The organism is Agromyces sp. P2_B3 (genome assembly GCF_056404815.1).
In genome coordinates, this window is record NZ_JBFUDH010000007.1 from 202,579 (window position 1) to 216,654 (window position 14,076).

General features: G+C 69.4%; 12 protein-coding genes. 9 read left to right on the top strand and 3 right to left on the bottom strand.

Going from position 1 to position 14,076, the window contains the following annotated elements:
• On the top strand, positions 1-1,257 hold the full coding sequence (locus AC1DZA_RS12565; protein WP_476772986.1) for a Mur ligase family protein: 1,257 nt from the start codon (positions 1-3) through the stop codon (positions 1,255-1,257).
• Positions 1,254-2,000, top strand: coding sequence for a type 1 glutamine amidotransferase (locus tag AC1DZA_RS12570; protein WP_476772987.1), 747 nt, complete (start codon positions 1,254-1,256; stop codon positions 1,998-2,000). Before AC1DZA_RS12565 ends, AC1DZA_RS12570 begins: the two co-directional genes overlap by 4 nt.
• Positions 2,001-2,083: 83 nt before the next feature.
• Here the strand turns inward: AC1DZA_RS12570 and AC1DZA_RS12575 are convergent, their stop codons facing one another.
• Complete coding sequence (locus AC1DZA_RS12575) at positions 2,084-2,320, bottom strand: DUF7455 domain-containing protein (protein WP_159600801.1); 237 nt, start codon at positions 2,318-2,320, stop codon at positions 2,084-2,086.
• Positions 2,321-2,466: 146 nt separating this feature from the next.
• Between AC1DZA_RS12575 and AC1DZA_RS12580 the strand changes: the two genes are divergently transcribed.
• Positions 2,467-4,545, top strand: a complete 2,079-nt coding sequence (locus tag AC1DZA_RS12580) for a DNA gyrase/topoisomerase IV subunit B (protein WP_476763200.1) — start codon at positions 2,467-2,469, stop codon at positions 4,543-4,545.
• Between the two features lie 49 nt (positions 4,546-4,594).
• On the opposite strand, the gene AC1DZA_RS12585 is transcribed toward AC1DZA_RS12580, so the two are convergent.
• The gene (locus tag AC1DZA_RS12585) at positions 4,595-7,069 is read right to left on the bottom strand and encodes a DNA gyrase/topoisomerase IV subunit A (RefSeq protein ID WP_476772988.1); all 2,475 of its coding nucleotides are present in this window, start codon (positions 7,067-7,069) and stop codon (positions 4,595-4,597) included.
• 78 nt (positions 7,070-7,147) lie between these two features.
• Between AC1DZA_RS12585 and AC1DZA_RS12590 the strand changes: the two genes are divergently transcribed.
• Positions 7,148-8,299, top strand: a complete 1,152-nt coding sequence (locus AC1DZA_RS12590; protein WP_476772989.1) for an alkaline phosphatase family protein — start codon at positions 7,148-7,150, stop codon at positions 8,297-8,299.
• A gap of 36 nt (positions 8,300-8,335) precedes the next feature.
• Here the strand turns inward: AC1DZA_RS12590 and AC1DZA_RS12595 are convergent, their stop codons facing one another.
• Positions 8,336-8,920 (bottom strand): DUF3043 domain-containing protein, encoded by a 585-nt coding sequence (locus AC1DZA_RS12595; RefSeq protein ID WP_309978504.1) that lies wholly within the window; start codon positions 8,918-8,920, stop codon positions 8,336-8,338.
• Positions 8,921-8,957: 37 nt separating this feature from the next.
• On the opposite strand from AC1DZA_RS12595, the gene AC1DZA_RS12600 reads away from it, so the two are divergent.
• The 5 genes from AC1DZA_RS12600 (at position 8,958) to AC1DZA_RS12620 (ending at position 14,073) form a co-directional block, all read left to right on the top strand.
• On the top strand, positions 8,958-10,385 hold the full coding sequence (locus AC1DZA_RS12600; RefSeq protein ID WP_476772990.1) for a M20/M25/M40 family metallo-hydrolase: 1,428 nt from the start codon (positions 8,958-8,960) through the stop codon (positions 10,383-10,385).
• A gap of 79 nt (positions 10,386-10,464) precedes the next feature.
• Complete coding sequence (erpA, locus tag AC1DZA_RS12605) at positions 10,465-10,815, top strand: iron-sulfur cluster insertion protein ErpA (RefSeq protein WP_309978508.1); 351 nt, start codon at positions 10,465-10,467, stop codon at positions 10,813-10,815.
• Between the two features lie 199 nt (positions 10,816-11,014).
• Positions 11,015-11,917 carry an aa3-type cytochrome oxidase subunit II gene (ctaC, locus tag AC1DZA_RS12610; protein WP_309978510.1) on the top strand — a complete coding sequence of 301 codons (903 nt, stop codon included), beginning with the start codon at positions 11,015-11,017 and terminating at the stop codon, positions 11,915-11,917.
• A complete protein-coding gene (gene ctaD, locus AC1DZA_RS12615; RefSeq protein ID WP_476762628.1) occupies positions 11,914-13,650 on the top strand; it encodes an aa3-type cytochrome oxidase subunit I in 1,737 nt (578 codons plus the stop codon). The genes ctaC and ctaD overlap by 4 nt, the downstream gene beginning before the upstream one ends.
• Complete coding sequence (locus AC1DZA_RS12620; RefSeq protein WP_476762627.1) at positions 13,651-14,073, top strand: cytochrome c oxidase subunit 4; 423 nt, start codon at positions 13,651-13,653, stop codon at positions 14,071-14,073.
• The last annotated feature ends 3 nt before the right edge of the window (positions 14,074-14,076 follow it).

Genomic DNA, 14,076 nt, shown 5'->3' on the forward strand with positions numbered 1-14,076 from the left:
GTGCGCTACGCGCCGGCGATCCTCGTCGGCAGGCTCACCCGATTCGCCGCCCGGCTGCGCAAGCCGGGCGGCGGTTCGGCTGTTCCGGGACTCGTCGTCAACCGCATCGCACCCGGGTACCTGACCCGCACGCTGTCCGGCTTCCCGCAGGGGCTCGTCGTGGTCTCCGGCTCGAGCGGCAAGTCGACCACCACGAAGATGCTCGTGGCGATCCTCCGCGCCCACGGCATGGACGTGTTCACGAACCCGTCCACGGCGAACATCAGCCAGGGGCTCACCTCCGCGGTGCTCGAACGGGCGGACTGGCAGGGCCGAGTGCCGGGCGAGGTCGCCGTGCTCGAGATGGACGAGGGCCACGGCGCCCTCGTCATGCAGGGCGTCGATGCCCGGGTGGTCGCGCTCACCAACGTGATGGTCGACCAGATCGACCGCTTCCACGATTCCGAGATGGTGGCCGGGATGCTCGAGCGCATCGCCGCGCGAGCGCACGAGGCGATCGTGGTGAACGCGGATGACGCCTACCTCGAGCGGCTCGCGGCGAAGGCCGGGCCCGGCGTGGCGGTGCGGCGGTTCGGGGTGTCCGCCGACGTGCTCGCGCGGTCGCCTCGCGGCCTCGGGTACACCGAGACCACGGACGGGCGCCTCGGTTCGGACGCCGGAGTGGTCGTGGCCTCGGTCGACGGGGCGGCTGCGGTGCTGCGCGACGGCGAGGCATCCGTCGAGATCACGCTGCCGGCGAGGGGCACTCACTACGCGGTCGACGCGGCCGCGGCCTACGCCACGGCACAGGCGGTGCTGGGGGAGCGGTTCACCGCGTCCACGGCAGCCGACGCCCTGAGCGCCATTCCCGCGGTGTTCGGCCGCGGCGAGCGGGTGACCGTGCGCGGGCACGAGGTCGAGTTCGTGCTGGTGCAGAACCCGGCGAGCTACCAGCTGAACGTGGACAGCATCGAACCGGGCACCGAGCAGATCCTCTTCGCGATCGGGTCCGACGTGCGTGACCCGTCCTATTTCTGGCCGACGGATGCCTCGTCGCTCGGCCGCGTCTCGATCGTCAGCGGCTCGAAGGCCGCCGAGGCGGCGCTGATGCTCGCCTACGACGGCGTCGCCATCGAACGGGTCGAGCCCGACCTCGGACGAGCCCTGGACGACTTCCTCGCCGCACCGCGGCCCGGCTCCGGCGTGAAGACCATCGTGTTCTCCGCCGACGCCATGCGCCGGACACGCGCCCACCTCGGACTCACGGGAGCGGAATGACCACCCTGAACATCGTGTCGCTCCTGCCTTCGCTGATGAACACGAACGGCGATGCCGAGAATGCGACCGTGCTCCAGCGGCGCGCGGAATGGGCCGGCCTCGAGGCTCGCGTCATCCCCGTCGACTCGCCCGCCGACCTGCCGGGTCGGGTGGACGCGGTCGTGATCGGCTCCGGAAGCGACGCCTCGCTCGAGGCGGTCCGGTCGAAGCTGCTCACGATCCACGACGAGTTGCGCACGTGGGGCACCGACGGAGTCCCGATCCTCTCGGTCGGCACCGGATGGGAGCTGCTCAGCTGGGGGATCGAGCGCCGCGACGGCTCGACCGTCGAGGGCCTCGGCATCCTCCCCGGGCGTGCCGTGCCCCGCGACGGCCGGGTCACCGGCGATGTCGTCGTCGCGTCGCCGCGGTTCGGGCTGCTCGTCGGGTTCGAGAACCATGCCCGAGACTACGTCGGCGCCGAGGGCTCGCCGCTCGGGCGGCTCCGCTCGGGCACCGGCAACGGCCGCGGCTCGGGCCAGGAGGGCGTCGTGATGGGCGCGGTCATCGGCACGCACCTGCACGGTCCCGTGCTGGCGAAGAATCCGGAGTTCGCCGATCACCTCCTCGTGTCGATGGCGGAGCGGGCCGGGCTCGAGTACGCGGCCGGACCTGCGGCAGCCGTCGCCGACGCGTACGCGACTGCTGCGCGCGAGACGCAGCTCGCGGCCGTCGGCGCCGCGGCATCCGTCACCGAGGCCTGACCCGGCGACCCGTGACCGACCACTGACCCGGAACGCACGAACGCCCCGGCCGAGGCCGGGGCGTTCGTGTCTGATCGGTGGGCTCAGTCGCGGCCGTCGACGAGGAGCTTGCTCGACTCGTCGTGCCAGCTGTGCGCGATCTGCGACAGCTTCTCCTGGTGCTTGCGGCCGTGGTGGGCGCAGAACAGCAGCTCGCCGCTCGCGACGACGACCCGGATGTAGGCCTGGGCGCCGCACGCGTCACAGCGGTCGAGCGCGGTGAGCTCATATGGGGTGTCGAGTTCGTCGACCGCACCGGTGGTGTCGGTGTAGTTCGTCATGGCTCCTCCTCCTGGCTCACGCTCGATGCTTCCGTTCCTCAATGAAAGCACGCCCACGGCGGTCCACCGCCCGTTGAGCCGGGCATTTCGCTCAGCGCGTAGCGCCTCGCACGCGGTGTCGTCGACCGTCAGTAGGCTTGTGCGACGTGAGCTCCGACTATTCCGCCCGCCATCTCTCCGTCCTCGAGGGACTCGAGGCGGTGCGCAAACGACCGGGCATGTACATCGGTTCCACCGACTCGCGCGGGCTCATGCACTGCCTGTGGGAGATCATCGACAACTCCGTCGACGAGGCCCTGGGCGGCCACGGTGGCGAGATCGGCGTCGTCCTCCACCCCGACGGCAGCGTCGAGGTGCGCGACCGCGCCCGCGGCATCCCCGTGGACATCGAGCCCAAGACCGGCCTCTCGGGCGTCGAGGTCGTCTTCACCAAGCTGCACGCCGGCGGCAAGTTCGGCTCCGGCTCCTACGCGGCCTCCGGCGGACTGCACGGTGTCGGGGCATCCGTGGTCAACGCGCTCTCCGAGCGACTCGACGTCGAGGTCGACCGCGACGGCAAGACGTGGGCGATGTCGTTCCACCGCGGCGAGCCGGGCATCTTCGCCGATGCCGGCACGCCCAGCCCCGACGCGCCGTTCACCCCGTTCGAGGAGCGCAGTGAGCTCCGCGTCGTCGGCAAGGTCGCCAAGGGCGTCACCGGCACGCGCATCCGCTACTGGGCCGACCGACAGATCTTCACCAAGGGCGCGGAGTTCCAGACCGAGGAACTGCTCTCGCGTGCTCGCCAGACGGCGTACCTCGTGCCCGGCCTCGCCATCGACGTGACCGACGAGCGCGGCGCCGAGCCGCACACCACGTCATTCCAGTTCGAGGGCGGCATCTCGGAGTTCGCCGAGCACCTCGCCACCGACGCGGCGCTCACCGACATCTGGCGCATCACCGGCGTCGGTCCGTTCACGGAGACGGTGCCGGTGCTGACCGACGCCGGGGCGATGGTGCCGACGGAGCTGCACCGCGAATGCCAGGTCGACATCGCCCTGCGCTGGGGCACCGGGTACGACACCGTCGTGAAGTCGTTCGTCAACATCATCGCCACGCCCAAGGGCGGCACGCATCAGACCGGCTTCGACCAGGGGCTCCTGAAGTTCCTTCGCCAGCAGGTGGAGCTGAACGCCCGCCGCTTGAAGGCGGGCAACGACAAGCTCGAGAAGGACGACGTGCTCGCCGGCCTCACCGCGGTGATCACGGTGCGCCTGCCCGAGCCGCAGTTCGAGGGCCAGACCAAGGAGGTGCTGGGCACGCCGGCCGTCCGCGCCATCGTCGCCAACGTGCTCGCCAAGGAGCTCGGAGCGCGATTCGCCTCGTCGAAGCGCGACGACAAGGCGCAGTCCGCGCTCCTGCTCGACAAGGTCGTCGCGGAGATGAAGTCGCGCATCTCGGCCCGCGCGCACAAGGAGACGCAGCGTCGCAAGAATGCGCTCGAGAGCTCGTCGCTGCCGGCGAAGCTCGTCGACTGCCGATCGAGTGACGTGGCGCACAGCGAGCTGTTCATCGTCGAGGGCGACTCGGCGCTCGGCACGGCGAAGCTCGCGCGCGACAGCGAGCACCAGGCGCTCCTGCCGATCCGAGGCAAGATCCTCAACGTGCAGAAGGCCAGCGTGTCCGACATGCTCGGCAACGCCGAGTGCGCGTCGATCATCCAGGTCATCGGCGCCGGTTCGGGTCGCAGCTTCGACCTCTCGACGGCGAGGTACGGCAAGGTCATCATCATGAGCGACGCCGACGTCGACGGCGCCCACATCCGCACGCTGCTGCTCACCCTGTTCTTCCGGTACATGCGCCCGATGATCGAGGAGGGCCGCGTCTTCGCCGCTGTGCCGCCGCTGCACCGGGTGGTCGTCATGAACCCGGGCTCCAAGCCGAACGAGATCGTCTACACCTACTCGGAGGCCGAGCTGCAGGGGGTGCTCGCCACGCTGAAGAAGCAGGGGCGTCGATACCAGGACCCGATCCAGCGCTACAAGGGACTCGGCGAGATGGATGCCGACCAGCTGGCGACGACCACGATGGACAAGCGCCATCGCACGCTCCGGCGCGTCGGCCTCGGCGACGCTGAGAACGCCGGGCGGGTCTTCGAGCTGCTGATGGGCAACGACGTCGCGCCGCGCAAGGAGTTCATCATCGACAGCTCCGACGCCCTCGAGCGCGACCGCATCGACGCGTGAGCACCGGTCGGCATCGGCCGCCGCTCGGCCGGATGCCCGACCGCCGGGCTCAGCCGATGCGGACGCCGATCGCGGCGACGACGGCTTCGAGCGGCTGACCCGACGCGTCGCGCTTCGCCCCGCCGTCGGGCAGCTGCCGTGCCGATCCGTCGGCGCCGACCGCCAGCGCGGGGAAGCGGCCCACCCACGCCAGGTGCAACGCATCCTCGCCCTTCAGGAACCGCTGGGCGCGCACGCCGCCGGTGGCACGCCCCTTGGGCGGGAACTCCGCGAACGAACTCACCTTCGCCGACCCGGGGTCGGTGCCGAGCAGCGTCTCGTTGCTCGCGGCCACCGTCACCACGACCGCATCGTCGGCCGCGTCGGCGGGAAGGCTCGTGAAGTGGACGACGTGGGAGCCCGCGGCGAGGTTGATGCCCGCCATGCCGCCGGCGGGGCAGCCCTGCGGACGCACGCTTGACGCGGGGAACCGCAGCAGCTGCGCGTCGGATGCCACGAACACGAGCTCGTCGGACTCGTCGCCCTGGACCGCGCCGACGACCTCGTCGCCAGCCTTCAGGCCGATGACCTCGAACTCGGGCTTGTTGGGGTACGCGCCCGTGGAGACGCGCTTCACGACCCCCTGCTTGGTGCCGAGGGCGATCGAGCGATCGCCGTCGAGCGAGACGAGTGCGAGCACCTTCTCGTCGCGGTTCGGCAGCGCGAGGTAGTCGCCGACCCGGACACCGGCGCCGAGCTGCACGGAGGTCGGCGGCAGCATCGGCAGGTCGACGGGCGTGAAGCGGATGAGGCGGCCGAGGCTGGTCACGGCCCCGATCTCGGCACGGCTGGTGGTGTCGATGGTCGATCGGATCGCGTCGTGCTTGCTGCGGCGGGCGGGCGGGGTGATGGTCGGCGGCCCGTCGGGACCGTCGGGCAGGTCGACCCGCGCGATGCGCCCGGTGGCGCTGAGGAACACGCGGCACGGCACGTCCGCCACCTCGAGCACGGCGGCCTGTCGCTTGGCGGCCGCCCCGGCGATGCTCGGACGGGCGTCGGTGAGCAGGGTGCGCCGCGGCGTGCCGTAGCGCTCCGCGACCTCGGCGAGCTCGTCGGACACGAGGGCTTCGATGCGATGACGGCTCGCCAGCAGCTCCTCGAGCTCGGCGATCTCGGCGCGCAGCTTGTCGCGCTCGGCTTCGAGCTCGATGCGGGAGAACTTGGTGAGCCGGCGCAGCTGCAGCTCGAGGATGTACTCGGCCTGCACGTGGCTGAGGTCGAAGACCTCCATCAGGCGGGCGCGTGCCGCGGCGGTGTCGTCGCTCGACCTGATGACCTGGATGACCTCGTCGATGTCGAGGATCGCGATGAGCAGGCCGTCGACCAGGTGCAGGCGTTCGCGCCGGCGGGCGAGGCGGTACTGCGACCGGCGCGTGACGACCGAGATGCGATGCGCCACGTACACCTGCAGCAGCTCGCGAAGCCCGAGGGTCTGCGGTCCGCCGTCGACGAGGGCGACGTTGTTGATGTTGAAGGAGTCTTCCAGCGGGGTGAGCCGGTAGAGCTGCTCGAGCACCGCGTCGGGACTGAAGCCGGTCTTGATGCCGATGACGAGCCGGAGGCCGTTGGTGCGGTCGGTGAGGTCGGTGACGTCCGAGATGCCGCTGATCTTCTTGGCGTTGACGCCGTCCTTGATCTTCTCGATGACCTTCTCGGGACCGACGAGGTAAGGCAGCTCGGTGACGACGAGCCCGGTCTTGCGCGCGGTGATGTTCTCGACCCGCACCTTGGCCCGGGTCTTGAACGCGCCGCGGCCGGTGGCGTAGGCGTCCTTGATGCCGGCGAGGCCGACGATCATGCCGCCAGTGGGGAGGTCGGGGCCCGGCACGAATTCCATGAGCTCGTCGAGCGTGGCATTCGGGTGCGCGATGAGGTGCCGGGCCGCCCCGACCACCTCGATGAGGTTGTGCGGGGCCATGTTGGTGGCCATGCCCACGGCGATGCCGCTGGCTCCGTTGACGAGCAGGTTCGGGTAGGCCGCCGGCAGCACCTCTGGCTGCGTGAGCTGGTTGTCGTAGTTCGGCACGAAGTCCACGACGTCCTCGTCGAGGCCCTCGGTCATCGCCAGGGCGGGGGCGTCGAGTCGTGCCTCGGTGTATCGTGGCGCCGCAGGACCGTCGTCGAGTGAGCCGAAGTTGCCGTGGCCGTCGATGAGCGGCACGCGGAGCGTGAACGCCTGCGCCATGCGGACGAGCGCGTCGTAGATGGCCGTGTCGCCGTGCGGATGCAGCTTGCCCATGACCTCGCCGACGACCCGCGCCGACTTCACGTGCCCTCGATCGGGCCGCAGCCCCATCTCGACCATCTGGTAGAGGATGCGTCGCTGCACGGGCTTCAACCCGTCGCGTGCGTCGGGCAGGGCCCGCGAGTAGATGACCGAATAGGCGTACTCGAGGAACGAGCCCTGCATCTCGGTGGCGACGTCGACGTCTTGGATGCGTTCGACGATCGGTTCGTCTGCGGGCGGGTTCTTGGCTCGGGTCATCCGTGGTCTCTGCGGCAGGCGTGCTGGGGGCACGCGGCGAACGAGGAGCGCGCGCTGGCCTGTGCCAGACTGGGCGCGATGCCTGCCATGCTACCGGTGCCCGCCGTCACAGCTCCGCGGCTTGCCGGGGTGCTCGCGAGTTCGATCGCGAGCCTCACGGGGGAGGCGAACGAATTCGCGCTCCCCGCGGCATCCGGAGCCGTCGTGGTGCTCGTCGACGGGCTCGGCGCGGCCAACATCCAGGCCAGGGCCGGGCACGCCCGTTTCCTGGCGGGGCGGATGTCGCGGCGCGACGTCATCCGCACGGTGGTGCCGTCGACCACCGCCGCGGCGATCGCGAGCTTCACCACCGGCCGGATGCCGGGGGAGCACGGGCTCGTGGGCTACCGGGTGCTCGACGTTGCCCACGATCGCCTCGTCAACCAGCTGAGTGGCTGGGACGCCGGCATGGTCCCCGAGACCTGGCAGCGCTCGGCGACCCGCTTCGAGGAGGCCGCAGGGCGCGGCATCCGGAGCTTCGCCGTCGGGGCGGCCCGCTACGCCGACTCGGGCTTCACCCGGGCCGTGCTGCGCGGAGCGGAGTACCGCGCGGCCGCGACCATCGCGGACCGGTTCGCCGAGGCGCGCACGCTGCTCGAGGGGGATGCGGGTGCGCTCGTCTACCTCTACGTTCCCGAACTCGACCAGTCGGCCCATGCGCACGGCTGGGAGTCAGACCGCTGGCTCGGCATCCTCGAGCAGCTCGACGCCGAGCTGTCCGCCTTCGAACGACGGATGCCGCGTGGCACGGGCCTGCTCGTCACCGCCGACCACGGCGTGATCGACGTGCCCGCCCACCGGCACGTGTTCATCGACGCGAAGCCCGGACTCCTCGACGGCGTGCGGCACGTCGGGGGTGAACCCCGGTTCCTCTCGCTCCATCTCGAGCCCGACCTCGACGCTGCGGCTCGCGCGGAGCTCGTCGATCGGTGGCGTGCCGCCGAGGAGCATCGCGCGTGGGTCGTCACGCGCGAGGAGGCGATCGCCGCGGGCATGTACGGCGATGTCGCCGACGAGGTGCGGCCCCGCATCGGCGACCTGCTCGTGATCGCCCGGGCGGGCATCGCGTACTACGACCGGCGGGAATCGAATCGGCAGGCGGAGTCGATGATCGGGCAGCACGGCTCGCTCAGCGACGAGGAGACCCGGGTGCCGCTGATCAGGGCCGGAGCGTACGCGCGAGCGGACTGAGCCGCGTGGCCGTTCGCGAGCGCGTGCGCATCCGCGTCAGGACGGGTACTGCCCGCGCTTGACCTGCGGCTTCGGAAGCCGCAGCGGACGAAGCTGCAGCGCACGCATCGCCGCGTACCAGCGCACGCGCTCCGCCTTGTCCGCGCCGAACTTGGCCTGCACCTTGCGCGTGACGACGTATCCGAGGATCACGACGTCGACGACGGCGATGAGGAAGAACGCCCAGAGCGCGAGGATGCCGATGGTCTGCACCTGGGCGCTCGGGATCAGCGTCAGGAGGATCACGAGGAACATCACCGGGATGAGCACCTCGCCGATGCTGAACCGGGCGTCGACGTAGTCGCGCACGAACTTCTTCTGCGGTCCGCGGTCGCGTGCGGGCAGGTAGCGGTCGTCGCCGAGGGCCATGCCGACCCGGGCGCGCTCGCGCGCCTCGGACTGCTGGGCGCGGGCCTGCTTCGCCGCTTCCTTGCGGTCGTTGGGGACGAGCGGTCGCTTGCGTGCGGCCTCCTGCTCGGCGCGGCTCGGCGTGGGCGCACCCTTGCCGGCCTTCACCCGGGCCTGGGTCTCTTCGAGCGTCTCGACGCTCGGCTGGTCGCTGCTGTTCGGTTGCTTTGCCACGGGAGTCCTCGGTTCGGTTGCCCTTAAGATTACCGGCATGACCGACCCCCGACTCACCGAATCCGACGTCGTTCCCGCACCCGAGACCTCCGACGCCATCCACGCAGCCGTGGACGCCGGATTCCCGGCCACCGTCGCCGACCTCGCCGGCCTCGTCCGCATCCCATCCGTGTCGTGGCCGGCGTTCGACGCGGCCCACGTGGCCGAGAGTGCCGAGGCGGTCGCAGCACTCCTGCGCGGCACCGGCGTCTTCGACCTGGTCGAGGTGCGCCGGGCGGCGGTCGAGGACGGATCCGAGCTCGGCCAGCCGGCGGTCGTCGCCAGCCGCCCGGCGCGCAACGGCCGGCCCACCGTGCTCCTCTACGCCCACCACGACGTGCAACCTCCCGGCAAGGACGAGGACTGGGAGACCCCTCCGTTCGAGCCCACGCAGCGGGGCGATCGCCTGCACGGACGCGGCGCGGCCGACGACAAGGCGGGCGTGATGGCCCATGTCGGCGCCATCCGCGCGTTCGCCGAGGCATCCGGCGACTTCGATCTCGGCATCGCCGTCTTCGTCGAGGGCGAGGAGGAGTGGGCGTCGCGGTCGTTCGCGAACTTCCTCCGCGAGAACCGCGATCTCCTCACCGCCGATGCCATCATCGTCGCGGACTCCGGCAACTGGGACCTCGAGACGCCCGCGATCACGGTCGCGCTCAGGGGCGCCGTCGCATTCAACGTGCGCTTCGACACCCTCGACCACGCGTCGCACTCCGGCATGTACGGGGGAGCGGTGCCCGACGCCATGCTCGCGGCCATCCGCACCCTCGACACCCTCTGGGCGCCCGACGGCTCGGTGGCTGTGGCGGGCCTCCGCAGCGCCGACCTCGAGACGCCCGCGTACGACGAGGACCAACTGCGCCGCGAGACCGGACTGCTCGACGGCGTCTCGCCGATCGGCAACGGCACGATCCTGTCCCGCATCTGGGCGCAGCCGGCGGTCACGATCACGGGCATCGATGCCCCGGATGTCGCGAACGCCTCCAACACGCTGGTGCCGGGGGTGCGCGTGCGGGTCAGCGCGCGCATCGCTCCCGGTCAGGACGCCGACGAGGCGTACGAGGCGATTCGGACGCACCTCGAGGCGAATGCCCCGTTCGGCGCGCGCCTCACCTTCGAGGACGTCGACACGGGGCAACCGTTCCTCGTCGACACGAGCGGCTGGGCGGTCGCCGAGACGCGGGCGGCGATGGCGGCGGGCTGGGGTCGCGAGCCGGTCGAGATCGGCGTCGGGGGCTCGATCCCGTTCATCGCCGAGCTCGTCGAGGAGTTCCCCGGAGCGCAGATCCTCGTGACCGGCGTCGAGGATCCCGACTCCCGCGCCCACAGCCCCAACGAGTCGCTGCACCTCGGGGTGTTCAAGCGCGCCCTGCTCAGCGAGGCGCTGTTCCTGGCGCGCCTCGAGGCCAGGACCACGACTTCCTGAGCAAAGACCGGACGCGCACTCCGGTTCCGCGGTTACCATTGAGGAAGGTTCCCGCGTTTCCGACGCACCGAGGAGAGACATGAGCGACACGATCACCGAGACCGCGCACGGCGTGAAGCTGAGCGACCCCGCCGCCGACAAGGTGCGCAGCCTCCTCGAGCAGGAGGGACGCGACGACCTGCGCCTCCGCGTCGCGGTGCAGCCGGGCGGTTGCTCCGGCCTCATCTACCAGCTGTACTTCGACGAGCGTCTCCTCGACGGCGACGCGGTGGTCGACTACTCGGGTGTCGAGGTCGTGGTCGACAAGATGAGCGTCCCCTACCTCGACGGCGCCTCCATCGACTTCGAGGACACCATCCAGAAGCAGGGCTTCACGATCGACAACCCCAACGCCCAGGGCAGCTGCGCGTGCGGGGACTCGTTCCACTGAGCGCAGCCCATCACGCTCCGAAGGGAGGTCGCCGAGGCGGCCTCCCTTCGTTGTTTCCGCCGATCGAGATGGAAATCCGCGTCGCGACGTGCTCGATCGGAGCCCCGCGTGCACACCCGGGCAGCAGGTTCGGAGTAGGCTAGGTCTCGATCACCGCGCTTCGCTGAGAAGCGCCTTCGAGTCTCCCGAAAGGTCACCGGTGCGCCACAATCGCCGTCTCCGATGGGCTGCAATCCCGATCGCAGCGTCGCTCAGCCTCGTCCTCGCAGGATGCACCGAGGCGCAGCTGAACGGATTCCTCCCCGGATTCGAAGCCGGTCAGCCGCCGGTCACGAACCACACCGAGCTCGTGTCGGGCCTCTGGGTCACCTCATGGATCGTGCTGCTCGTGGTCGGCGTCATCACGTGGGGCCTCACCATCTGGGCGGTCATCGCCTATCGCCGTCGCAAGGGCCAGACCGGGCTCCCGGTGCAGCTGCGCTACAACATGCCGATCGAGGTCTTCTACACGATCGTGCCGCTGATCCTCGTGCTCGGCTTCTTCGCCTTCACGGCACGCGACCAGGCGATCATCGAGCAGCGCTTCGCGGAGGACGACATCGACGTCAAGGTCGAGGTCATCGCCAAGCAGTGGGCGTGGGACTTCAACTACGTCAATGAAGACGTGTACTCGCCCGGCATCCAGGGCCAGCTCTCCGACGAGGGTGCGAAGGGCTCGCTCGTCCAGTCCGAGCTGCCCACGCTCTACCTGCCCGTCGGCAAGAACGTCGAGATCGAGCTCCAGTCGCGCGACGTGATCCACTCGTTCTGGGTCGTGGACTTCCTGTACAAGAAGGACATGTTCCCGGGCAAGACGAACTACATGTCGTTCGTCCCCGAGCGCGAGGGCACGTACGAGGGCAAGTGCGCCGAGCTCTGCGGCGAGTACCACTCCCTCATGCTCTTCAACGTCGAGGTCGTCTCCGAGTCCGAGTACGAGCAGTACATCGAGTCGCTGCGCGACCTCGGCCAGGAGGGTCAGCTCTCCGACGAGTACGACCGCAACCAGAACCTGCCCGGCACGGGCACGCCCAAGCTGCAAGAGGAGACCCAGTCCGAATGAGCACCACGACCGCACCGGCTCGCCCTCAGTCGAGCAGCCTGCCGTTCGGCGCTTCCAAGGTCGAACGCAAGGGCAACATCCTCGTTCGGTGGATCACCTCCACCGACCACAAGGTCATCGGGTACCTGTACCTGATCACCGCGTTCATCTACTTCTGCATCGGCGGCGTGATGGCCCTCATCATCCGCGCGCAGCTCTTCGAGCCCGGGCTCGAGATCGTCCAGACCCGCGAGCAGTACAACCAGCTGTTCACGATGCACGGCACGATCATGCTGCTCATGTTCGCGACGCCGCTCTTCGCCGGATTCGCGAACGTGCTCATGCCGCTGCAGATCGGCGCGCCCGACGTCGCGTTCCCGCGCCTCAACGCCTTCGCGTACTGGCTGTTCAACTTCGGCTCGCTCATGGCGGTCGCTGGCTTCTTCACGCCGCAGGGCGCCGCCTCGTTCGGGTGGTTCGCCTACCAGCCGCTCGCGTCGACGACGTTCTCACCAGGCATCGGCGGCAACCTGTGGATGCTGGGTCTCGGCCTCTCGGGCTTCGGCACCATCCTCGGCGCCGTGAACTTCATCACCACGATCATCACCATGCGCGCGCCCGGCATGACCATGTTCCGCATGCCGATCTTCACGTGGAACACGCTCGTCACCTCGATCCTCGTGCTGATGGCCTTCCCGGTGCTCGCCGCCGCGATCCTGGCGGCCGGCGCCGACCGGGTCTTCGACGCCCACATCTACGATCCGGCCAACGGCGGCGTCATCCTGTGGCAGCACCTGTTCTGGTTCTTCGGGCACCCAGAGGTGTACATCATCGCGCTGCCCTTCTTCGGCATCGTGTCGGAGATCTTCCCGGTGTTCAGCCGCAAGCCGATCTTCGGCTACAAGACCCTCATCTACGCGACGATCGCGATCGCCGCGCTGTCGGTCACGGTCTGGGCCCACCACATGTACGTCACCGGCTCCGTGCTGCTGCCGTTCTTCGCACTGATGACCATGCTCATCGCGGTTCCCACCGGCGTGAAGATCTTCAACTGGATCGGCACCATGTGGCGCGGTTCGATCACCTTCGAGACGCCGCTCGTGTGGTCGATCGGCTTCCTCATCACCTTCGTGTTCGGCGGCCTGACCGGCGTCATCCTCGCATCGCCGCCGCTCGACTTCGCCGTCTCCGACACCTACTTCGTCGTCGCCCACTTCCACTACGTCGTGTTCGGCACCGTCGTGTTCGCGATGTTCGCCGGGTTCTACTTCTGGTGGCCGAAGTGGACCGGCAAGATGCTCAACGAGACGCTGGGCAAGTGGCACTTCTGGCTGCTGTTCATCGGCTTCCACACGACGTTCCTCATCCAGCACTGGCTGGGCGTCGTGGCGATGCCGCGCCGGTACTACTCGTACCTGCCCGAGGACAACATCACCTGGATGAACCAGCTCTCCACGATCGGTGCCGGCATCCTCGCCGTCTCGATGATCCCGTTCTTCCTCAACGTGTACATCACGGCGCGCCGCGCGCCGAAGGTCACGGTGAACGACCCGTGGGGCTACGGCCGCTCGCTCGAGTGGGCCACGAGCTGCCCGCCGCCGCGCCACAACTTCACGTCCATCCCGCGCATCCGGTCCGAGGCTCCCGCGTTCGACCTGAACCACCCCGAAGCCGGCATCCCCGTGGGCATCGGTCCGGCCAAGGACGCACCCGAAGCACCGGTCTACGACGCAGCGACGAAGGAAGTCAAGTAAATGCGCGCGAACGCCATTCTGTTCTGGATCCTGGCGGGCTTCTTCGCCTTCTCGGCGATCCTCTACAGCGTCTGGACCAGCATCGACGGGAACGACCCCGGCGTGGAGTGGGCGGGAACCGTCGCGCTCTCGCTCACGACCGTCCTGGCCGCATTCATCGCCTTCTACCTCGGACGAGTGCACAAGGCGCAGGGCGCTGAGCTTCCCGAGGACCGGCTGGACGCCAACATCGACGACGGCGACCCCGAGCTCGGGTTCTTCAGCCCGTGGAGCTGGTGGCCGATGGTGCTCGCCGCCGGTGCGGCGCTCGCGTTCCTCGGTCTCGCCATCGGCTTCTGGATCGCGTTCATCGCCGTGCCGATCGTCGTGATCGCCCTGGTCGGATGGGTCTTCGAGTACTACCGCGGCAACTTCGCACGCTGAACC

Coding starts and splice junctions, on each gene's coding strand:
- AC1DZA_RS12590 (WP_476772989.1), top strand. CDS start 7,148: ATGCCTGCCATGCTACCGGTGCCCGCCGTCACAGCTCCGCGGCTTGCC.
- AC1DZA_RS12620 (WP_476762627.1), top strand. CDS start 13,651: ATGCGCGCGAACGCCATTCTGTTCTGGATCCTGGCGGGCTTCTTCGCC.
- AC1DZA_RS12575 (WP_159600801.1), bottom strand. CDS start 2,320: ATGACGAACTACACCGACACCACCGGTGCGGTCGACGAACTCGACACC.
- ctaD (WP_476762628.1), top strand. CDS start 11,914: ATGAGCACCACGACCGCACCGGCTCGCCCTCAGTCGAGCAGCCTGCCG.
- AC1DZA_RS12570 (WP_476772987.1), top strand. CDS start 1,254: ATGACCACCCTGAACATCGTGTCGCTCCTGCCTTCGCTGATGAACACG.
- AC1DZA_RS12600 (WP_476772990.1), top strand. CDS start 8,958: ATGACCGACCCCCGACTCACCGAATCCGACGTCGTTCCCGCACCCGAG.
- AC1DZA_RS12585 (WP_476772988.1), bottom strand. CDS start 7,069: ATGACCCGAGCCAAGAACCCGCCCGCAGACGAACCGATCGTCGAACGC.
- erpA (WP_309978508.1), top strand. CDS start 10,465: ATGAGCGACACGATCACCGAGACCGCGCACGGCGTGAAGCTGAGCGAC.